The 20030-nt window shown below is 63.3% G+C and carries 25 protein-coding genes and 1 pseudogene; 5 read left to right on the top strand and 21 right to left on the bottom strand.

Features of this window, described 5'->3' with window-relative positions; translation table 11 throughout:
• Nucleotides 1-19: 19 nt before the first annotated feature.
• The 3 genes from AC3WOG_RS30410 to AC3WOG_RS30400 all read right to left on the bottom strand — a co-directional run bounded on the left by AC3WOG_RS30410 (nucleotide 20) and on the right by AC3WOG_RS30400 (nucleotide 3656).
• Nucleotides 20-1789, bottom strand: coding sequence for a histidine kinase (locus tag AC3WOG_RS30410; protein ID WP_492581507.1), 1770 nt, complete (start codon nucleotides 1787-1789; stop codon nucleotides 20-22).
• 87 nt (nucleotides 1790-1876) lie between these two features.
• Nucleotides 1877-3316, bottom strand: coding sequence for a response regulator c-di-GMP phosphodiesterase, NosR family (gene nosR, locus AC3WOG_RS30405; protein WP_492581506.1), 1440 nt, complete (start codon nucleotides 3314-3316; stop codon nucleotides 1877-1879).
• 217 nt (nucleotides 3317-3533) lie between these two features.
• Nucleotides 3534-3656, bottom strand: coding sequence for a hypothetical protein (locus AC3WOG_RS30400; RefSeq protein WP_492581505.1), 123 nt, complete (start codon nucleotides 3654-3656; stop codon nucleotides 3534-3536).
• A gap of 73 nt (nucleotides 3657-3729) precedes the next feature.
• Between AC3WOG_RS30400 and AC3WOG_RS30395 the strand changes: the two genes are divergently transcribed.
• From AC3WOG_RS30395 to AC3WOG_RS30385, 3 genes and pseudogenes are all read left to right on the top strand, one after another.
• The gene (locus tag AC3WOG_RS30395; RefSeq protein ID WP_492582499.1) at nucleotides 3730-3993 is read left to right on the top strand and encodes a hypothetical protein; all 264 of its coding nucleotides are present in this window, start codon (nucleotides 3730-3732) and stop codon (nucleotides 3991-3993) included.
• 80 nt (nucleotides 3994-4073) lie between these two features.
• Nucleotides 4074-4271, top strand: a complete 198-nt coding sequence (locus AC3WOG_RS30390; protein WP_492582498.1) for a hypothetical protein — start codon at nucleotides 4074-4076, stop codon at nucleotides 4269-4271.
• A 44-nt stretch (nucleotides 4272-4315) separates the two neighbouring features.
• Nucleotides 4316-4381: pseudogene (locus tag AC3WOG_RS30385) on the top strand (flagellar transcriptional regulator FlhD); the annotation flags it as partial.
• Here the strand turns inward: AC3WOG_RS30385 and AC3WOG_RS30380 are convergent.
• From AC3WOG_RS30380 to AC3WOG_RS30345, 8 genes are all read right to left on the bottom strand, one after another.
• On the bottom strand, nucleotides 4353-4574 hold the full coding sequence (locus tag AC3WOG_RS30380) for a universal stress protein (protein WP_492581504.1): 222 nt from the start codon (nucleotides 4572-4574) through the stop codon (nucleotides 4353-4355). The pseudogene AC3WOG_RS30385 and the gene AC3WOG_RS30380 overlap by 29 nt on opposite strands.
• 51 nt (nucleotides 4575-4625) lie before the next feature.
• The gene (locus tag AC3WOG_RS30375; protein ID WP_492581503.1) at nucleotides 4626-5315 is read right to left on the bottom strand and encodes a CBS domain-containing protein; all 690 of its coding nucleotides are present in this window, start codon (nucleotides 5313-5315) and stop codon (nucleotides 4626-4628) included.
• Between the two features lie 225 nt (nucleotides 5316-5540).
• Nucleotides 5541-5777: a UDP-glucose 4-epimerase gene (locus AC3WOG_RS30370; RefSeq protein WP_492581502.1), complete on the bottom strand. Its 237-nt coding sequence runs from the start codon at nucleotides 5775-5777 to the stop codon at nucleotides 5541-5543.
• A gap of 74 nt (nucleotides 5778-5851) precedes the next feature.
• Complete coding sequence (locus AC3WOG_RS30365; protein WP_492581501.1) at nucleotides 5852-6091, bottom strand: BON domain-containing protein; 240 nt, start codon at nucleotides 6089-6091, stop codon at nucleotides 5852-5854.
• Nucleotides 6092-6199: 108 nt separating this feature from the next.
• Nucleotides 6200-7240 carry a zinc-dependent alcohol dehydrogenase family protein gene (locus tag AC3WOG_RS30360; RefSeq protein ID WP_492581500.1) on the bottom strand — a complete coding sequence of 347 codons (1041 nt, stop codon included), beginning with the start codon at nucleotides 7238-7240 and terminating at the stop codon, nucleotides 6200-6202.
• Between the two features lie 138 nt (nucleotides 7241-7378).
• The gene (locus AC3WOG_RS30355; protein ID WP_492581499.1) at nucleotides 7379-8125 is read right to left on the bottom strand and encodes a beta-ketoacyl-ACP reductase; all 747 of its coding nucleotides are present in this window, start codon (nucleotides 8123-8125) and stop codon (nucleotides 7379-7381) included.
• 300 nt (nucleotides 8126-8425) lie between these two features.
• On the bottom strand, nucleotides 8426-8884 hold the full coding sequence (locus AC3WOG_RS30350) for a universal stress protein (RefSeq protein ID WP_492581498.1): 459 nt from the start codon (nucleotides 8882-8884) through the stop codon (nucleotides 8426-8428).
• 74 nt (nucleotides 8885-8958) lie between these two features.
• Entirely contained in the window at nucleotides 8959-9294 is a 336-nt protein-coding gene (locus tag AC3WOG_RS30345; RefSeq protein ID WP_492581497.1) for a hypothetical protein, read from the bottom strand.
• Between the two features lie 566 nt (nucleotides 9295-9860).
• Between AC3WOG_RS30345 and AC3WOG_RS30340 the strand changes: the two genes are divergently transcribed.
• The gene (locus tag AC3WOG_RS30340) at nucleotides 9861-10856 is read left to right on the top strand and encodes an oleate hydratase (protein WP_492581496.1); all 996 of its coding nucleotides are present in this window, start codon (nucleotides 9861-9863) and stop codon (nucleotides 10854-10856) included.
• A 52-nt stretch (nucleotides 10857-10908) separates the two neighbouring features.
• Here AC3WOG_RS30340 and AC3WOG_RS30335 read toward each other — a convergent pair whose 3' ends face one another.
• From AC3WOG_RS30335 to AC3WOG_RS30290, 10 genes are all read right to left on the bottom strand, one after another.
• Complete coding sequence (locus tag AC3WOG_RS30335; protein ID WP_492581495.1) at nucleotides 10909-11754, bottom strand: F0F1 ATP synthase subunit gamma; 846 nt, start codon at nucleotides 11752-11754, stop codon at nucleotides 10909-10911.
• Nucleotides 11751-13319, bottom strand: coding sequence for a F0F1 ATP synthase subunit alpha (locus AC3WOG_RS30330; RefSeq protein WP_492581494.1), 1569 nt, complete (start codon nucleotides 13317-13319; stop codon nucleotides 11751-11753). The genes AC3WOG_RS30335 and AC3WOG_RS30330 overlap by 4 nt, the downstream gene beginning before the upstream one ends.
• Nucleotides 13306-14055 (bottom strand): F0F1 ATP synthase subunit delta, encoded by a 750-nt coding sequence (locus AC3WOG_RS30325; RefSeq protein WP_492581493.1) that lies wholly within the window; start codon nucleotides 14053-14055, stop codon nucleotides 13306-13308. Before AC3WOG_RS30325 ends, AC3WOG_RS30330 begins: the two co-directional genes overlap by 14 nt.
• A 9-nt stretch (nucleotides 14056-14064) precedes the next feature.
• Nucleotides 14065-14313, bottom strand: coding sequence for a F0F1 ATP synthase subunit C (locus AC3WOG_RS30320; protein WP_492581492.1), 249 nt, complete (start codon nucleotides 14311-14313; stop codon nucleotides 14065-14067).
• A complete protein-coding gene (locus AC3WOG_RS30315) occupies nucleotides 14310-15008 on the bottom strand; it encodes a F0F1 ATP synthase subunit A (RefSeq protein WP_492581491.1) in 699 nt (232 codons plus the stop codon). The genes AC3WOG_RS30320 and AC3WOG_RS30315 overlap by 4 nt, the downstream gene beginning before the upstream one ends.
• Nucleotides 15005-15286 carry an N-ATPase subunit AtpR gene (locus AC3WOG_RS30310; protein WP_492581490.1) on the bottom strand — a complete coding sequence of 94 codons (282 nt, stop codon included), beginning with the start codon at nucleotides 15284-15286 and terminating at the stop codon, nucleotides 15005-15007. Before AC3WOG_RS30310 ends, AC3WOG_RS30315 begins: the two co-directional genes overlap by 4 nt.
• Entirely contained in the window at nucleotides 15279-15596 is a 318-nt protein-coding gene (locus AC3WOG_RS30305; protein ID WP_492581489.1) for an AtpZ/AtpI family protein, read from the bottom strand. Before AC3WOG_RS30305 ends, AC3WOG_RS30310 begins: the two co-directional genes overlap by 8 nt.
• Nucleotides 15593-16051, bottom strand: a complete 459-nt coding sequence (locus AC3WOG_RS30300; protein ID WP_492581488.1) for a F0F1 ATP synthase subunit epsilon — start codon at nucleotides 16049-16051, stop codon at nucleotides 15593-15595. The genes AC3WOG_RS30305 and AC3WOG_RS30300 overlap by 4 nt, the downstream gene beginning before the upstream one ends.
• On the bottom strand, nucleotides 16048-17523 hold the full coding sequence (gene atpD, locus AC3WOG_RS30295) for a F0F1 ATP synthase subunit beta (protein ID WP_492581487.1): 1476 nt from the start codon (nucleotides 17521-17523) through the stop codon (nucleotides 16048-16050). The genes AC3WOG_RS30300 and atpD overlap by 4 nt, the downstream gene beginning before the upstream one ends.
• A gap of 137 nt (nucleotides 17524-17660) precedes the next feature.
• Entirely contained in the window at nucleotides 17661-18101 is a 441-nt protein-coding gene (locus tag AC3WOG_RS30290; protein ID WP_492581486.1) for a hypothetical protein, read from the bottom strand.
• Between the two features lie 443 nt (nucleotides 18102-18544).
• Between AC3WOG_RS30290 and arcD the strand changes: the two genes are divergently transcribed.
• Nucleotides 18545-20026 (top strand): arginine-ornithine antiporter, encoded by a 1482-nt coding sequence (gene arcD, locus AC3WOG_RS30285; protein ID WP_492581485.1) that lies wholly within the window; start codon nucleotides 18545-18547, stop codon nucleotides 20024-20026.
• Nucleotides 20027-20030: the final 4 nt, after the last annotated feature.

Here is a 20030-nt window from a genome sequence, read left to right as displayed (position 1 = left end):
ATCTCCTGTTGCAGCGTGATTACGCCGAACGTCTTGACGCGTAGGTGTCCGCGCCCCTCAGATTGCGACGAATCGGAAACCGGACCGTGAAGGTCGTCCCACGGCCGGGCTGACTGGCGACGTCGATACATCCGCGATGGCGTTCGACGATGCTGTGGGAGACCGAGAGCCCCAGGCCGGTGCCATGCCCCACAGGCTTGGTCGTGAAGAATGGATCGAAAATCCTGCTGGCCACATCGGCTGACATGCCAACGCCTGTATCGGAGATAGCGATCGACACCGTCTCGTCATCGCTCTTCGTGCGGATCGTGATGACGCCCCGCTCCGGAATTGACTGCGCCGCGTTCAGAAGCAGGTTCATGAAAACCTGATTCAATTGAGGCGGCAGGCACTCCACGTTCGGCAGGGAGCCATACTCCCGCACCACCTGCGCCTTGTACTTGATCTCGTTGTGGACCACGTTAAGCGTACTCTCAAGTCCCGCATGCACGTCCACGATGCTCCATTCGTCGCTGCCGGGGCGCGAGAAATCGCGCAGGTCCTGCACAATGCGGCGTACGCGCACCGCACCGTCGATCGATTCGTCAACCAGCGTAAGGATATCGTCACGCACGTAGTCGATGTCGGCCTCCTTCCACGCCGCAACGTGAGGCGCGCGGGCATCGGGATCGAGCCTTCCGACTAGAGATTCATGCGCCGACACGACCTGAAGCAGACGCTGAACCCAGCTCCTGAGCGTGTTGAGGTTGGCATTCACGAAGCCGATCGGATTGTTGATCTCATGCGCGACACCCGCTGCAAGCTGACCGATCGATGCGAGCTTCTCCGATTGCAATAGCCGGACGTGCGTGTCTTCCAGTTCGTGGATCAATCTGCGCTGCTCATCCTTTTCCCGTTCGAGCCGCGCTTGCACCTCCTTGCGTTCCTCGATTTCCCGCTCCATTTTCTGCCGGGTGAGCTGCAACGTATGCGTTGTCCGCTCGTACTGGCGGAGTGCCCCTTCCAGTTCACCGGTCCGCTTCCTGACCAGCTCCTCCAGCGTATCGGCCATGCCCCGCAGAAATGTCGTGCGCGCGTCGAAGCGCGATACCATCAATGTCACAGTCAGGATCGCCAGTGTGAACATCGTAATCGTCGTGGCAAGCCATTGCGCATTGATCCCATTGGCCGCTCCACATATTGCCCCAGGCAGAAAATGTGCTGCCGCCATGGCCGTGTAGTGCATGCCGGTAATGGCGATACCCATGACAGCGGCCGCGCCAATCCGTTTGGCAACCACGCGCTGCTGGTTGGGCGCGCTCAAGGTATGCGCAATCCATAACGCGGCGGTCGACGCGGCGATAGCAATTGCGATTGACGCAACGAACAGGGCCGGGTTGTAATCGATCCCCGGCGTCATTTTCATCGCAGCCATGCCGGTATAGTGCATGCCGGCAATGCCCAGACCCATGAGGATGCCGCCCATCACCAGATGGATACGCGTCAACTTCGCGCGCGTGACCACGCTGAGCGCGAAGTAAGAGATCAGCACCGCAATCGCGAGTGATGTGCCGGTCAGGCGCGAGTCGTATCCCAACGGAATCGGCAGCGAAAAAGCGAGCATGCCGACGAAATGCATGGTCCAGATGCCGGTCCCCATCGCCGCCGCCCCGCCACCGAGCCAGGCGTGTTTGAGCTTCGGCTTTTCCAGTACGGAAATGAACCCGGCCAGGTCGAGTACCGTATACGCTGACAGCGTCGCGATAATCAGCGACAGCGAAACTAGCCAGAAATTGTATGTGCCGTGCATATGCGGTAGCTGAAACGGAATGGGCGGGTCAGGTCGTTACGCAATCACATTGCGCAACCCGGCCGCGGTCGGCTTATTTCGATGCGATCACTGGCGAGCGGCGCCGGATTGCGCAGATTTCGTCCCAGGGGTCGCAGCCGAATGGACCAGAATGGCAAAGGGCGCGTTTTCCTGCGCCTCGAAGCGCCGCACCTGCTCAACCTGATGCGCGGACATGACGCTGTCCTTCGTCATCAGCAGGACACCTCGGCTGGTACGCAGATCGTCGGCGAGACGCATCCCCTCGGCGAGCTGCGATCCGCTAATCTGCGAGACCGGCGTTCCCAGGCCTAACGCAGACGGATCCTTCATCAACGTCAAAAAGCGATCGATGATCTGCGGGTCGTAGCGGATGCCCGCCTGCGACTTGAGCAACGCGATCGCCTGCTCCATGGTGACAGGCTGTTTCACGAGGCCGCCGCGACGCAGGCCCTCGAAATCCCGGGCCACCGACAGGATCCGCGAGCCCAACGGAATATCGTCCCCAGCGAGACCGTCCGGTGTGCCGCGCCCGTTGAACCGCTCGTACTGGTGGCGGATGATGTATGCAACCTGATCCAGTTGCGCAACCGGCGTCAGCACCATCTGTGCGCGCAGCGGATGCTGATAGAAAAGCTGGCTCTCCTCCGCCGACAGGCGGTCGAGCGACTTGTGCAACAGTTCGTCGGGCAGCGACAGCTTGCCGATGCCATGCAGCAGGCCGGCAAAGAACACGTCCTGTGCCTGCAAACCGCTCATGTCGAATGCCAGAGCCAGATGCCGGGCGACCTCGCCGATCCGCATGGATTGACCGCCCAGCACGCCGCAGCGCAGTTCGATCATGCTCGCGCAGACCTGAACCATCGTCGTGAAATTCTTTTTTAGATCCTGCTGTGCGTCTTCGAGGAACATCACGGTCTGACGGATCTCTTCCGTGCGGGACAGCACCTGGGTTTCGAGCCGGGCATTGAAATCCCGTAGTTCGTCGTTCTGCTTCTGCGTAAGTGCGGTTAGCCGCGCGGTTTCGTTGCGAAGCCGCGCCTGCTCGAGTGCCTGCGCGATCGTCAGCAGCAGATCCTGGTCATCCCATGGCTTGTTGAGGTAACGGTAGACGCCGCCCTCATTGATTGCCCGGATTACCGAGTCGATCTCCGAGTAGCCGGTCAGCAGGATACGCATCGTATCCGGGTAGAGCGCCTGCGCGCGTGCGAGGAATTCCGCCCCACTCATATGCGGCATGCGCATGTCCGAGACGATCAGGTCGACCTTCGTCGACGCGAGCACGTCGAGCGCCGCGGCGCCGCTTTCCGCAGTGAGCACCTCGTACCGCGGCGTTCTCAGCAGACGCCTGAGCGCCGACAGGATACCCGGCTCATCGTCGACGAGCAGCACAACGGGGACAGTCGCGGCATCCCGGTCCGGAACCGCATCTGCCTGCGCGAGCGGCAGCCCGATTTCGGCTGTCTCATCCGCGAGAAGAGCGCTCTCCACTTCCGCAGGATCCGCCATAATTTGCCCCCATTTTGATCTGTCCGCCTCTTCTGCGTTATCGGCCTATAGCGATGGCCCTGTAGTAGGGAAAACGCCAGATCAATTGCAAAGGCGCTGCCATCGGCCCGGTCCCGAAGAGGGCAACCTGCTTCGGGACTGCAGGTGCGCTGTCACGCGTCACACCACCCGCTTCCTCGCTTCGTGTAGGAAACCGCTGACAGGCTACTTCCATCTCCTACGCGATGTTCAGCGCCACCTGATTTGAATCGGGAATGTCCTGGCCGATACTTTCCTCACAAGAAAGCATGTCTGTCATCTGCGGCGCATCTTGACCCAGCGTCACGCGACTGGCTTTCATGAGGAGACCCGTCATGTTGAACGATACGTTGCCTGTCCAATCCGGAAGCGTCGATGAATCCGGCACCTCGCCACTGCTTGCCTCGACCGCTTCGCGGCATATCGCGAGCGCCGCCGAGGAAGAATTCGATGAAATCCTGGCACTTGCCCGCGAATCCGGCATGTTGATCACGCTCGACGGGCAGATAGGTCGGGAGCGGTACCAAAGCATTACGGGTTCGCTTGCATCGCTTCGGCGCTTCGTGGCGGCATTGTGCCTGATCCGCACGGACCGGCCCGTGAGCTCGCCCTCCCAGCACGGTGCGAACGTGATTCCCGTCGGTCTACCCACGCCTTGATGGATGTTGACGCCGCAAGGTGGCCTGTTGTCAAACCGGTACGAGAATCCCGGCATCTTTCACTTTTAACGGAGCTCAGGGTGAGTCACGCTGCGAAAGATCTGCTCGAACTTCAGCGCTTTGCCCAAGGCGGCGCCGGTGCTCTCACGCAACACCTGTTGCGCGCAATAGCGAACAGCCTCATCACACCGGGCGTGGCTGACGCTCGCGACGGTTGCCAGCAAACGTCGCCCGGCGAAGCAAACGTTTCAATCAGGAATACAAAATTAGCGGCGTGAAAGCCGACGATGGCCAGCGAGATCATGCATAAAGGGGAAACGTCATGAATAGCCGCGAAACACTGGAGTCGATCCGTGAGGTCAATCTGTCGTACATCGTGCTTGCGCAGCGCCTGCTCTGGGGACAAGCACGACCGGGCACGTCGATATGCGCACGAAGTGCTCCGCGATGCCTGCCAGGCATCGCCCAGCCGACGCCGTGCGGCCGTGCGTGCCCATCACGACAAGCTCCGCGCCCTCGCGTTGCGCGCAGCGATGCAGGCAACTCGGGATATCGTCTGGCGCGCCTTGCGTTTCTTCCATTTCGGCAGCGCCCGGCACGCCGCGATCGAATCAATACCTGTGCCTGACCTTTTATATGCCCGGCATCACCGGGTAAGGTTCGGTATGGTCTTCCACCCGCTTCACGCCGGGAATGCTTTCTGCGGCGACACGAACGGCCTGGACCGCCTCCATCGAGTGAAAGATGCCCCATAGGTGGACAACCCCATCGCTCACGACGATGTTGCGTCCGGCAAACGCCCAATTATGGCCCGTCATTTCACCCATCAGCGCCGCACGAATCTCCCGATCCGAGAGGGCCACGTCCGGCGCCGGCTGTTCCGGAAGACTGGCCAATGCCTGCACAAGATTCGCGCGGCTGACGATGCCCACAAGCTGACCCGCCTTTGTCACAGGAACGCGTTTGATACGCCGCCTTTCCAGGATGTTGGCTACCTGGCTCAGAGGCGTGTCTTCATCAACCGAGATGACGGGGCTGGTCATCACGTCCTGAACTGTTTGCGCATGTGTCTTGATGTAGTCTTTGGCATCATTGCTCGACGAAAAAAGATCGAGCCACCAGGAGCGCCGGCGCTGATCGGTGCCGATCTCTTCCCGGTGTAGCAGGTCGCCTTCGCTGATCATGCCTACGACATGTCCTGCCGCGTCGATCACTGGCGCGCCGCTGATTCCCTTGTCCACCAGCATCCTGGCAACCTCGCTCACGGTCATGTCGGGTTTGGCGGATACGACGTTACTGGTCATTACATCTGATGCACGCATGGCAACGCTCCTTGGCTGTTTCGTTTCACTTCTTCATTCACACTACGTCCGCAAATGCCGTCAACTTTTGACATGGATCAGCGTTGAGGCCGATATAGATCGCTTGTCTGCAACACCGGTGTGACATGAGCCCATCTGGCGGACCGCCTGCCTCCTCGATACCACTGCCCTCGCCCGCCGCGGCAGTGGCCGTGCGCCCGCACGCGATTCACGCGGCGCAGGCGGTTAAAGCGACAATGTCCTTGCCACCTTGAGCTGCACCCAAACCATGCCTTCGCGCAAACCGGCGAGCACCGCTTCGCGTTCGGTCGGAAAAACGCCGCTGTGCGTGAATTCGTGTTTGAAGACGCCTTCCGGCGCATTGTGGCTGAGCTGGATCGAGCAATAGAAGCCGCCAGTCGTCTGATGCGTTGCCACCGACACCGACCAATCGTTGTCGCAGACGCTACCCGAAAGTGCCATGAGTGACTCCTGATCTTTCGGCCGCGCGGAGCAGATGCCGCTCCAAAGAAGCGCACTCCGCTGCGCACCGCAAGTTAGCCTACTGTCAGATTGCCGACCACCGCATGCCCACCCGCCGACCATGCAGCGCCGCGCCCGGCCGAACGCCCGGCTTCGGAGTCGACCTTGCCGGTCCGCGCGACGGTGCCTTCGCGCACCTTGATCTCGATGTGTTTCGCTTCACGCTCGGCGTGCCGTTGCAACGCCTGGCCAATCTGATCGCCGATATCCTGGGCGGCCGCGTCGCCGCCTATCCGGATCATGTCCGACTTCATTGCCTGCTCCTTGATTCAGCCATGAACATTGGACCGCGTTGCATTGCTCGCCCGGCCTCGCTGCGCTCCTGAACAGGTCGCCGGATCTGCTCGCGCAAGCGGCGCTGTCTAGGCGACCTCGATGATCACCTTCAGCGCATGCGTGTCGGCCGCGCGCCCAAACGTGTCGTAAGCGCCGACAACATTCTCGAGCTGGAAGCGGTGTGTAATAAGTTTTGCGGGATCTATGCGGCCGGCGCGAACAGTCTTGAGCAGCATCGGCGTGCTGACGGTATCGACGAGGCGCGTCGTAATCGCTATGTTGCGATCCCAAAGCTTATCGAGGTGCAGATCGGCCTTGACCCCGTGCACGCCGACATTCGCGATCACGCCGCCGGGCGCGACTATCGCTTCGCACAACTCGAACGTTGCAGGTATGCCGACTGCCTCGATCGCACAATCGACGCCGGTCTGTTCGGTCAACTTCATGACTTCGTCGACCGGATCCGCCCGGCCGATGTCGATACACCCGGTTGCACCGAACCGGCGCGCAACTTCAAGGCGGTTCGGATCACGATCGATCATCAGGATCTGCGCAGGCGAATAAAACTGCGCGGTCAGGAGCGCCGCGAGCCCGATCGGTCCAGCCCCGACGATCGCCACCGTGCTGCCGGGCTGCACCTTGCCGTTCAGAACACCGCATTCGAAGCCGGTCGGCAGGATGTCCGACAGCATCACCAGCGCCTCTTCGTCGGCGCCGGCGGGAATCGGGTACAGGCTCGTGTCGGCGTGCGGAATGCGCACATATTCGGCCTGGGTGCCGTCGATCTTGTGGCCGAGAATCCAGCCGCCGGTGGTGCAGTGTGAATACATGCCGCGCCGGCAATAATCGCATTTGCCACACGACGAAATGCACGAAATCAATACCCGGTCGCCCGGCTTGAACGACGACACCGCCGAGCCGACCTGCTGCACGATACCAACCCCCTCATGGCCGAGGATGCGCCCCGGCTCACAGCTCGGCACATCGCCCTTCAGAATGTGCAGATCGGTGCCGCAAATTGTCGTGCGCGTCATCTTGACGATCGCATCGGTCGGCGCGGCGAGCGCGGGAATGGGCCTTTCGTCGAGCGATTTCTTGCCGGGACCGTGATACACCAGTGCTTTCATCTGCTGCCTCCGTTGATCGAAACGAACCTGCTATATGACAGGCTCCAGAATGGCGGACGCCGCGACGATTAACTTGTATCAAGCGATACGTATCGTCCGGAGCGCGGCGAAAACCGTAACCTCAGCCGATTGCGGCCGTCACCGCATATGCATGCCGCCGTTGATCGCGAAGTCCGCGCCTGTGACGAAACCCGCGTCGTCCGAACAGAGAAACGCGACGAGCGCCGCGATCTCGTCAGGTTGACCGAGCCGGCCGACCGGTATTTGCGGCAGGATTCTGGCGTCCATGACGTCCCTGGGAATCGCGGCGGTCATCGCAGTCGCCAGATAACCGGGCGACACCGTGTTGACTGTCACGCCATGTTTCGCGACCTCCAGCGCCAGCGACATCGTGAAGCCGTGAATGCCGGCCTTGGCCGCCGCATAGTTGGTCTGACCGAACGCGCCGCGAGCGCCGTTCACCGAGCTGATGTTGACGACACGTCCGAACTTTCGCTCGACCATCCCTTTTAGCAACGGTTTGGTCATATTGAACAGTGAATCGAGATCGGTGCGCAGCACCGCATCCCAATCGTCCTTGTTCATCTTGGCGAAGGTCGAATCGCGTGTGATGCCCGCATTGTTGACGAGCACGTCGACCGAGCCGAACTCCTTGAGCACGCGTTCCGCGCAATGCGCACAAGATTCGAAGCTGGTCACGTCCGCCTCGTACGCATGAAAACGGCGGCCGGCATCGCGTTCGTGCATGAGCCAGGTGGCGACGTGATCGTTGCGCTCGGAATGCGACATGGTGACAACCATGCCGGCATCATGCAAACGCCGGCTGATCGCGGCGCCGAGGCCGCCCATACCGCCGGTGATGAAAGCGACTCGCTTAGCCGACATGGCGTGCTCCTTGTTGTTGCCGGGCTTCGTGACCGAAGCTCGGCATCCGGAGTGCGAGTGCCAGGTTCGCTCGATGCACATCAAACGGTGTGATGAATCCAGTTGCCATGGTGCTCCTCCGTCGTGTCCAGATGAATTGCATAGGCGCCGCGCGGTTATCTCGCAGTCGCAGTCGCAGTCACAGCAGCAGTGCGTCCAATGTAGATGACGCCGATAGCGGCGGGTTGACGTGTATCAAGCGTATGGCGTGCCGCCGCGAATACCGCCTGTGAACGGTCCATCACGCGCCTTGAACAACCCTCAGGCGTGGGCTGACGCTTCCTTGATCAGCAACACGGGACACGTCGAGTGCCGCACGAAACGCTCCGCGACACTGCCGATCACCATGCGTCGCATACCGCGCCGCCCATGCGTGCCCATCACGACAAGCTCCGCGCCGAGCCGCTCGGCGCAGCGAGCGAGACAACTGGCAATGTCCTCGGCGATGCCTTGCGTTTCGACGATCTCCGAATCGCCCGCCACGCCGAGCGCCTGCATCTTCGCGCAAGCCTCGTCGAGGAAGCTGCGCCCTACCTGGCGCGCCGTGTCGGTCAGCAGATGCGGATCGCATGCCCCCGCGTACGTGAAAGCCGCGGACTGGTCCAGTGCATAGACCGCCGTCAGCTTGCCGCCCGACAGTTTGGCCATCCGGATGCCCTCGTCTACCGCACGTTTCGACGCTTCACTGCCGTCCACAGCCACCAGAATATTTGCGTACATGACGCTCTCCTCATCGAGTGTTGGAACAAACAGGCGCGGCGCCGCAACGGACGCAAGCTTGCCTGGCATCGCGCTCAAACCGGGCGCCGGTCGAGTTTCCGCTCAGCGACATCGAATGCAGCGCGTACCGCTATGTTTGGATCGGCGTTCAGGCAATGCTCGATCGGGACCAGCTCCCCGTTACGCATGATCAGGTCGAGCCGCGCGTCGAAAACCGGACTGCGGATGTCGGCGGCAGGCACGCCGGTTCCGCCACCTTGGGACCGTTCACGAATGGCCTCGATCGCCAGGTGACAGCCCGCGATAGCCTTGCTGAACCGTTCGAGGCGCAGCAGTTGCGTAGCCGCCTCGCCCTCGATCTGCGACGTCCCGGCAAAGCCGAGATAGACGATTTGCATGCCGACACCCATTTCTGTTCTCCCAGACGTGCCGCGATTTCTCTAGTGGGGCCGGCTTCTTTCGCGACTACAGGAAGTTCGGCGGTACATCGTTGCCGGCAAGGTCCGACGAAGCTGCCGATTCCACCGTTTCTTTGCGGAACTTCAGATTCATTCGCCGGGTGTGCGTGGGCGCTCGGGCGTGACTCCCCAAGGCGGCCAGGTCGCCGTGGTAGCGACATATGACTGGCGGCATGATTGAATAATCGGCGCGAACGGCGCGGGGTAATTGACTTGTGTCAAGGCATTGGCTGGCTGCGCGTTGGCCCGACACACGCGGAAAACAAAGGGGGGTTCCGCCGACGAAATCGTCGGCCGCCATTACGTGAAAAGAGCCGAGTCCGCGCCGCCAATCGCCCGCGGCGGATGAGCCGGATCGCGCGATGTCACGGCAATCGAGCGCGCGCTCTCATGATCGGTGCTCGATCCAACTCAATCGGCACGCCGGCGCCGCGGGTATGGTGGATCAACATCTGCCGTGCGCCTCCGGGCGGCCCGGCTGCATACGGATAGCGACGAACATGAAAAGGAATATCGACGTGCAAAACTCTGATCAGCGTCCCGAACGAGCCCTTACCGCTGAAGTTGACCGCAACCACGCAGAGGACGCCAGGTTCTATCTCGTCGGCGGCGGCATCGCTTCGTTAGCGGCGGCGGCCTTCCTGATCCGCGATGGGCATGTGCGCGGCGGTGACATCACCATTCTGGAAGCGCTCGACAAGCCGGGTGGCAGCCTCGACGGCGCGGGTTCGGCGGAAAGCGGCTACGTCGTGCGCGGCGGCCGCATGCTCGAAAGCAAGTATCTGTGCACCTATGACCTGTTCTCGTCGGACGCCACGGGCGCCTGGCCCCTTTGGAAAACGATCGCCGCAGGCCGGCCCGAGTTCGGCCACCCGGCCGTTTTCGCGGATCATATCGACGAGTCGAAGTGGCTGTCGTTCACGGTGACGTTGCGCGACCCGACGCTGTTCCGCCTGATCCGCGACATGACGGGCAATACGCCGGGTGAAGGCGGGTTGATTACCTTTGCGGAGTCGAGCTGGCTTGCCTCCATCGTGGTGCCGTATCAGCCGCATTTCATCGGCCAACCTGCGGACGTGCAGGTGCTGTGGGGCTACGGTTTACGGGTTGACCAGCCCGGCGATTTCGTCAGGAAGCCGATGTCGGCATGCAGCGGCCGCGAAATGCTGACCGAAATCCTTGGCCATCTGCGGATCGAAGCAGAGGCATCCCGCATTCTCGAGCACGCCAACTGCATTCCGTGCATGATGCCGTTCATCACGAGCCAGTTCCTGCGGCGCAGCAAAGGCGACCGGCCGGACGTGGTGCCGGACGGCTGGCAAAATCTGGCGTTCACGGGACAGTTCTGCGAGTTGCCCAACGATGTCGTCTTCACCGTCGAATACTCGGTGCGTTCGGCGCAGAATGCGGTGTACGCGCTGCTCGGACTCGATCTTGCAGCACCGGAGGTCTACAAAGGCAAGCGTGATCCGCGAATCGTGTACAAGGCGTTTTCGACGTTCGGGGACCGCTAGCGGTCGCTGTGCTGCGGCCTCCTGCGGGAACCGCGCGGCACGGTTGCATCGTTCAGACGCCTGCCGCGGCGCCCGCCGCGAGTTCCACGATATCGGCCGTGATCTCATCCTGACGAACCTGCCGGTAGCTTTGCGTGAGTTCGGCAAGCGTCTCCTTCACATTGGCGCGCGCGGCCAGCATCGCGCGCATTCGCGCTTCGTTCTCCGAGGCGAACGACAGCATCAACGCCTCGCATAACTCGACATACACATAGGCTTCGACCAGTCCGGCAAGCAGAGGGTCGACGGGCAACGTGAGTAACGGCGGCTGGGCGCGCCGCGCAACGGAAAATCGCGAAAAATCGAACGGAATCAGGCTGTGTTCGACGATCTCGCTGTGCGCGGCGATGCCCGGCATGGCGTGAACGACCGAGACATGGGTCACCCCGCGATCGCCGAGACGGGCATAAAGCGCATCGGTGATCCGGCTTGCGAGCGCCGGCACATCGTCGGCATGGGAGGCCGCGGGAGAGCGCCAGGCAAACGGCAGGCGGCGTTCGTTAGCCACAATTTCGCCGCGCGTCCCCACGAGCAGGAGTTCGCTCTGCGCCGACGCCAGACGAGACAGCGCGTGGTCGAGGATCTGCTCGTTGAACGAGCCGACGAAACCCTGCTCCGCGCACAGCGCGATGACGATCCGCGCGCCGTGCTCCGGCACGCGCGCAGGTTCACCCGAAGCGTGGGTCAGCGCGGCGCCGATCGCAGCGCCGACGGTCGAGGCCGAGGAACGGATGCCGGGCAGCCGCCGTTGTGCTTCGCGCGAACGTGCTGCCGCAATGCCGCGCATCGCGCCGATGACGGCGTCCAGTTGCCGGGCGGTAGCGCTGCGCGATTCGATTTCGGTGAGTTTTCCGCTCATTGCCCAACCCCGCTGCTTGCCGTGCCGCTGGCGGCCGTCGGCGCGAACCGCCGCACCAGATCGCGAACCGCGGCGACGAGCACCGCTTGCACACCGGCGCTCAACGGCGCGGGCGACGACAGCGAAAAGCCTTGCGCAATTTGGGCTTGCAGGCGCTGGGTGTCCAGATGCGCAGCCAGTTGCGTGCGCACTTGCGCGACGATCCCGCTCGGCGCCGAATCGAACACACCCTCCGCCAGTGCCGACAGCAACGCGATCTCGTCGAGCGTGCGCAATGCGCTGAAACGCGGCTGCGCGATCAGCGCGCGGATGCGTTCCCCACGGGCGATCTTGCCGGCGACATGCGCGTCCGTCAGCCCCCCGAACCGGCTGAACATCTCCAGCTCCAGGAACTGCGCGTAATCGAGACGCAAGCGTCCCGACACCCCTCGTAAAGCCGGATGCTGAGCCTTGCCGCCGACACGGCTCACGCTCAAGCCCACATCGACCGCCGGACGCTGGTTCGCCGCGAACAGCGCCGCGTCGAGCACGATCTGCCCATCCGTAATCGAAATGAGATTGGTCGGGATATACGCGGACAGGTTGCCCATATCGGTTTCCGCAATCGGCAACGCCGTCAGCGAGCCGCCACCCAGTGCGGCCGACAGCTTCGCCGCGCGCTCGAGCAGGCGGGCGTGAACATAGAAGATGTCGCCGGGATAGGCCTCGCGCCCCGGCGGCTCGCGCGTCAGCAGCGCCAGCTCGCGATGCGTCGCGGCATGTTTGGTCAGGTCGTCGACCACGACCAGCGCGTGCTGTCCACGATCGCGAAAATACTCGGCGATCGTGAAGCCCGCGAACGGCGCGATCCATTGCAGCCCCGGCGCCGACGCCGCGGGGGCGACAACGAAGATGCAGCGCTCGGGTGCACCGTACTGGCGCACCGATTCGATGACGCGCTGTACAGCCGTCATGCGCTGGCCGACCGCGACATAGACGCAGATCATGTCCGAATGCTTCTGGTTGACGATCGTGTCGATGGCCAAAGCGGTCTTGCCCGTGGCACGGTCGCCGATGATGAGCTCGCGCTGTCCTCGGCCGATCGCGAACAGCGCGTCGACGAGAAGCACGCCCGTTTCGACCGGCTCGCTGACCAGATCGCGTTCGATAATCGCCGGCGCCGGCCGTTCGACCGGCATGCGCATCTCGGCAACGATGGGATCGTCGCGGTCGAGCGGCCGCCCGAGCGGGTCGATCACACGCCCCAGCAGCCCGTCGCCGACCGGCACTTCCAGCACGGTGCCGGTGCGGGTCACGCAGGCGCCCGCTTCTACGGCGGTGCCGTCGTCCAGCAGCACGGCACTGATGACGTCCGCGTCGAGCGTGTGCGCGAAGCCGGTCGCGCCGCTTTCGAAGCGCAGCAGTTCGTTGAGGGCCGCATCCGGCAGTCCTGAGACAAATGCGATGCCATCGCCAAAACGCTCAACGCGGCCGAGCGTCTGCGCGTGCGGCTTCACGACGGTTCGGGCGAGTGCGTCGCGCTGGTCCGCGAGCCAGCGATCGTCGGTCATGTCAGCGGGGCCCATTATCGCCACTCAGTAACGCTGCTCTGATCTGCGCGAGATCCGCCTTGAAACTGTTGCGCACTACCGCGTGGGCAGCCGTCAGTTCCAATCCGGCGATCAGCGAGGGATCGACCTCTATCTGAAGGGCAACCGGCCTGCTCAGACAGGTCGCGAGCGCGGCGCGGCAACTCTCCTGCTCCTGCAAGCTCAGCGCGCGCGGCGCAGCGAGTGAAAGCGCCACGCCATGTGCGCCGAGTTCTGCGCGAACCTTGGCGGGCAGTTGCGCGACCCCGTCGACGAGACCGTCGACAAAACCGCTCACGCGCGTACTGTCAGGCAGCCGCTCAAGCAGCTTTGCCGCGATATCGACGGCGAGCTGCGTCGCCCGGTCCGCGACACGTTTTTCCTGTTCGAGGTGCGCGGCCTCGGCTTCGGCGGCGGCTGTCGCGCGCAGCCTGTCCGCGTCCGCATGCGCCGCCGCCAGCAGCGCGGCCTTCTCGCCCTCGACCTCCGCAGCGATCGTTTTCATGCCCTCCGCCCGAGCGGCAACAAGGTGCTGCGTCTCGCGCGCCGCCGCCTCGCGTTCGAGGACTGCTGCGAGCTTAGCTGCGTCGGCGTCCGCGATCAGCGCCTGGGCCGCTTTCTGACGCTCGGCGATGATGTCCGCGACCGGACGGAACAGGAAGCGCGCCAGCAGCCAGATGAGCACGAGCGCATTGATCGTCTGCAGCGCGAGCGTGGACCAGTCGATTCGCATGGCCGCCGCCTATTTGACGAACGGGTTGGCGAACAGCAGCAGCAAGGCGATCACCAGGCAATAGATCGCCATCGTTTCGATCATCGCAAGCCCCACGAAGAGCGTGCGCGACATGGTTCCGGCCGAGTCCGGCTGCCGCGCGATCGCATCCATCGCGGCTGCGACCGCACGGCCTTCGGCAAGCGCCGGCCCGATCGCGCCGAACGACACGGCGAGCGCCGCGGCGGCGATGCTGACAACTTCGATGAGGTTATTCATGAGATTTCGCCCTTTTTTATGCTGACCTGTTGATCGGTATCGCTGATTGCCGCACCGATGAAAACCATCGCCAGCACGGAAAAAATATAGGCTTGCACGGCGCCGGTCAGCAGGTCCAGCGCCATCAGCGGAATGGGTACGAGCAGACCTGCGAGCGACAGGATGATGCCGATCACGAACACACCGCTCATCACGTTGCCGAACAGGCGAACGACGAGTGAGAACGTCCGGGTGATCTGCTCGACGACGTTCAACGGGATCATGATCCAGCTCGGTTCGGCGAACGCCGCAAGGTAGCCGGCCGTGCCGCGCATGTGGATGCCGTAGAAGACCGTGGCGCCCAGCACGATCAGCGCCAGCGCGGCATCGGTCTCGATATGCGCGGTCGGCGGCGTGACCCCGGGCACCAGCGCGGACCAGTTGGCGATCAGCACGAAGACGAACAGCGTGCCGATCAACGCACGGTAGGTGGCGGGCCCGGTTTGCATGGTGTCGCGAATCTGCTGGTCGATCGTCACGACCAGCAGTTCAAGCGCGGTTTGCCGCCGGGTCGGCGCGATCGACAGGCTCCGGCTCAGCAAGACCGCCCCCACGGTCACCAGAATCATGATCGCCCAGGTGACGAGTACCGGCTCCGTAATGGATAGCGGACCGAGATGCAGCAGCGGCGCGGTCGCCAGCGGTGAGGTGGTCACTGGCCACCTCCATGGCGGCGCACCGCGACAGCACGCGCCAGCAGAAACCCCATCGTGCCCGCGAGCAGCGCGAGCGCGCCGGCATGCGCGAGCATCAGCAGCAGCGCGCTGGTGAGCGCGAACCTGGCAAGCTGCAAGGCCAGTGCGGCCATCGCTTTGCCCGCTGCGAACAACGGCCAGTTCCAGCGCAGTGACATGAAGTGCCACGCGCCGGCCAGGGTTCCGATTGCGAGCCCCAGTGCGAGTTGGGTCGCCGTCGACGGTAGTGGATTATTCATGATGGTTCCGTTGCTGGCGATGCATCCATTTCCATGCCGACCAGAAGCCCACCGCCGCGCCGATCATCAGGAGCGGCGCCGAGAAGAACACGCGCGTGCCGAAGGTCCGGTCCAGCCAATGTCCCAGCGCGAGACCCATGAGCGTCGGCAGGACGATGGCCCAGCCGAGGATACCGATCTGGCCGAGCCGGCTGCCGAGCGACGGCTCCGGCTCCTCGCGCCCGCGCGAATCGCGCTCGGCGGCCTGCCGGGCCGCGTCGGCGGTCCGCTGGTCGCGCAGCTTGTGCTCGTTGGCGTGGCGCCCGGTCATCGCAGCGTGCCTCCAAGGCTCTCCGCAGCCGCGCCGTCGGCGCCTGCGCGCGGCCGCAGATAGCGCAGTATCTGGCGCACGGCGCGCGCATGCAGCCGCAACTGGTCGACGCGGGCGCGCCGCGCCGCATCGGCCTCGCTGGCGTGGCGGCTGCGAACGCCGGCTTCGAGGCCTTCCAGGGCGTCGCCGGGGATCGCTTCCCTGCATGCAATGGAGACCTTCGTTCCGTGCGATACCAGCAGCACCCCGCCATCGATCGCACAGAAGTGGAGCGAGCCGTCCGCACACGTCCAGCGGACCACTGAGGGCGTCAGCAGCGTGACGAAGTCGGCATGTCCCGTGCGGATGCCGAACGAGCCGCTTTCATCTTCCGCGCGCAGGGAGACGATCTCGACAGCGTCGAACCACACCTGTGACGGTGTCGCCAAGGTCAGCGTCAAAAGTGTGCCGCTCATGTCGACTGCTCCGTGGCCAGGGCCACGCCGTCTTGCGCTGTGGTTTGCTCTTTAAGGCGGCCTTCGTCGAGTGTGCCGATCATGTAAAGCGAGCTTTCCTGCCACGTATCGCACTCGCCTGCCAGAATCGCCTTGCAGCCGGCGATCGTATCGGCGAGCGCCACCGAACGGCCCGCTTCGCCCGTAAAGGCTTCGGTCACGGCGAACGGCTGCGTCAGGAAGCGCTGCAAGCGCCTCGCACGCCCCACGAGGGTGCGGTCCTCGGCACCCAGTTCCTCGATACCGAGCAATGAGATGACGTCCTGCAACTCACGATAATGTTCGATGATCCGGCGCACCTCGGTGGCGACCGCCGCGTGCTCCTCGCCGACCACCAGCGGATCGAGCAGGATCGACGACGAAGCAATCGGATCGATCGCCGGATACATGCCTTCGGCCGCCATCGAACGCGACAGCACGACCATGCTGTCGATGTGCGCGGCGATCGCGGTCACTGCGGGGTCGGTGAAATCGTCGGCCGGCACGTACACCGCTTCGATTGCGGTGACCGAGACGTCGCCGACCGACACGATGCGCTCCTGCAGGCTTGCGACTTCGCTCGCGAGCGTGGGCTGGTAGCCGACTCTGGACGGCATGCGTCCCAGCAAGCCGGACACCTCCGCACCCGCCTGCACGAAACGGAACACGTTATCCATCAGCAGCAACACGTTTTGCCGGTGTTCGTCGCGGAAATACTCAGCGATCGTCAGCGCGGTAAAGGGCACGCGCCAGCGGGCTCCAGGCGGCTCGTTCATCTGTCCATAGACCAGCACGGTGCGCGCCAGCACGCCGGACGTGCGCATATCGAGCAGCATTTCGTGCCCTTCCCGTGAGCGTTCGCCGACCCCCGCGAATACGGAAATCCCTTGATAGCGCTCCACCATCGCATGGATCAATTCCATGACCAGCACGGTCTTGCCGACCCCTGCACCGCCGAACATCGCCGCCTTGCCGCCCTGGGCGAGCGGCGCGAGCAGATCGATCACCTTGATGCCCGTGGCGAAAAGCGTCGTGGTGCCTTTCTGCGACGCGAGCGGCGGCGCCGCGCGATGAATCGGGCGGCGCTCGATCTGCGCGGATAAGGCTTCGCCGTCGTCACGTGTCGCCCCGGTCACATCCAGCAGCCTGCCCAGAACAGTTTCGCCGACGGGCGCTTCGATGGGGCCGCCGCGCACGCTCACGCGGGCGCCGCGCCGCAATCCCGCCGTCGATTGCAGCGCTAGCGCCCGCACGGTTGTTTCGCTCAGGTGAGCTTGCACCTCTGCGAGAACCGGCGCGAGGTCGTCCGAGAGGATGAGGAGCGCGTCGTTGACGGGGGGAAGCGTGTCGTCGACAAACATGACGTCAACAACCGCGCCACGCACGGCGAGCACATACCCGTCGGTAGCGGCTGACGGAATTGTCGAAGGTGGTGCTGCCGGATGAGCCGACATTGTTGGGCCTCCATACGGCCGCGTTCGAACAGTCGGAAGATACCGCCGCAGCCGGCCGACAAACTGATCTTCATCAAACCTGCTGGAAATGACCCCTTAAAGAGGCGTGGGCGGGAAAGCGGTTTCTCCGATGCCCGTCAGGATGAAGCGCCGATGAACGGCAGGAAGTTCATTTCGACTGCGCGAATCTGTTCGGCGCAAGTGCTGTACAGCCAGCCCGGATTGCCGTCGGCGCGATACATGCCCCGGCACATGGCTTTCAGTCTGATCGTCGAGGCGCCGCTGTCGTCGGTTGTCCTTGTCGCCCATATATAGACCGCGCCGTAGGTATGCGGCTCGGCCGTTTCGATTGCCGTTTCATCCGCGCGGCGGATCGGCGTTATCGAGTGTTGCGCGACGTACGTCTTCGTCCGGCTCCATAGACGATCGCAGTCCGCGCGCGTAGAACAGTTCATCCACGCGTGGGCACGCGCCTCTTCGAGTTGGATCTCGGCATCGCGGAACTCAGCAATGCGTGCCTGGGTCGTGCATGCCGCAAGCCCCACGACGGCAAGCACGAGAAACAGCCTGTTGTTCATATCCGCTCGACCCCTCGACGAATCAGCACATCCATTCAAGCGCTTTGAATCTGGCGATGTGTCCTTTGAGCACGCGGACAAAAAACGGTCAACGCGGCGTCTGCGCCTCGTCGCGCTACTGCGGCTGTGACTTTGCATTCGGCAACCGCCGGCTTGCCCGCAAGCTTGCGCATCGCCCTCATCGCTTTGTCAGCGCCTTGTCCGGCGAAGCTGCAAAAGAAAGCAATCTGCGGGATTCGCTGTGCATGCCACGAGCATAGGTGCGCTTCAGCGGGTTCTTATGATCCATGTCAAACGACGGACTTGCCCGTCATCACACCGGCTGAGCCGGCTTTCCCGACGGCGGCCGACACCGTCACCGATATATGACTGATCCAGATCAATCGACCGGCCGTCCCGAAGTGACCTAATCACTGTGTCTTAAAAACCAGTGAGGGCGTGTCATGAAGAATCTAGCGGACTCATTTTCGAGGTCGTCGACTCCCGGACCGGCTGTCCAGACCAATGCCCAGGCGGCGAAACCCTTGCAGCTCGGCCTGCTGACGGCGCTTGTGATCGGCTCGATGATCGGCAGCGGCGTGTTTTCGTTGCCGCAGAACATGGCGTCGGGCGCCGGCGCCGCTGCCGTACTGATTGGCTGGCTGATCACCGGTGCGGGCATGTTGATGCTCGCTTTCGTCTATCAGACCCTGACGACGCGCAAACCCGATCTCGACAACGGCATCTACGCATACGCGCGCGCCAGCGCCGGCGAGTTCGTCGGCTTCAACTCGGCTTGGGGTTACTGGGTCAGCGCGTGGATCGGCAATGTCGGCTATCTCGTCATCGTCTTCGGTACGCTCGGCTATTTCTTTCCGGTGTTCGGCGACGGCAACACACGTGCCGCGGTGTTGGGCGAGTCGATCGTGCTGTGGATCATGCACGCGGTGATTCTGCGCGGCGTGCGTAGCGCTGCCATTCTCAATGCGGTGACCACCGTGGCCAAGGTCGTTCCTCTGCTGCTGTTCATTGTGCTCGCGCTCGCCGCCTTCAGAAGCCATATCTTCACGCAGGACTTCTGGGGCAGCCCGAAGCTCGGCGGCGTGTTCACGCAGGTCAAAAGCACCATGCTGATCACGGTCTGGGTGTTCATCGGCATCGAAGGCGCCAATGTGTTCTCGGCCCGCGCGCAACGTCGCGAGGATATCGGGCGCGCCACGATGCTCGGTTTCGTTGTGGTGCTGCTGTTGCTGATGGCGGTGTCGCTGTTGTCGCTCGGCATCGTCTCGCAGGGCGATCTGGCCGCCATGAAGAACCCGTCGATGGCAGGCGTGCTCGACCAGGCCGTCGGCACCTGGGGCGCGGTGCTGATCAGCCTCGGGCTGCTGGTGTCGGTCGGCGGCGCGCTGCTCGCATGGACCTTGCTGGCGGCGGAAACGCTTTTCACGCCGGCGAGCGGCGGCGTGATGCCGGCCTTCCTCGCGCGCGAAAACAGCCACGGCGTACCGGCCAATGCACTGTGGGTGACGAATGGGCTCGTGCAGCTGTTCCTGATTATCACGCTGGTATCGAACGCGACCTATCAGGCGCTGATTTCGCTCGCGACCTCGATGATCCTGATCCCTTATCTCTTCTCGGCGGTGTACGCCACCCGCATTGCCATGCGCGGCGAAGGCTACGCGGTGACCGACACCGTCCGCGGCCGCGACATGCTGATCGGTGCGACCGCGAGCGTCTATTGCTGCTGGTTGCTGTATGCAGCCGGCCCGAAGTATCTGCTGCTTTCCGCCCTGCTCTATGCGCCCGGCGTGCTGCTGTACGGGTGGGCGAAACGCGAACGCGGCGCAGGTCTTTTCAAGCCCTTCGAGGCCGTCATTCTGGCCGCCCTGGTCGCGCTCGCCGCCATCGCCGCATGGCTGCTGGCGAGCGGCGCACTAGGCCTGTAAACCG

It is taken from the genome of Paraburkholderia sp. FW306-02-B (genome assembly GCF_058782725.1).
The sequence above is the reverse complement of the archived record's forward strand: the minus strand, read 5'-3'. Positions and strand labels throughout refer to the sequence as shown.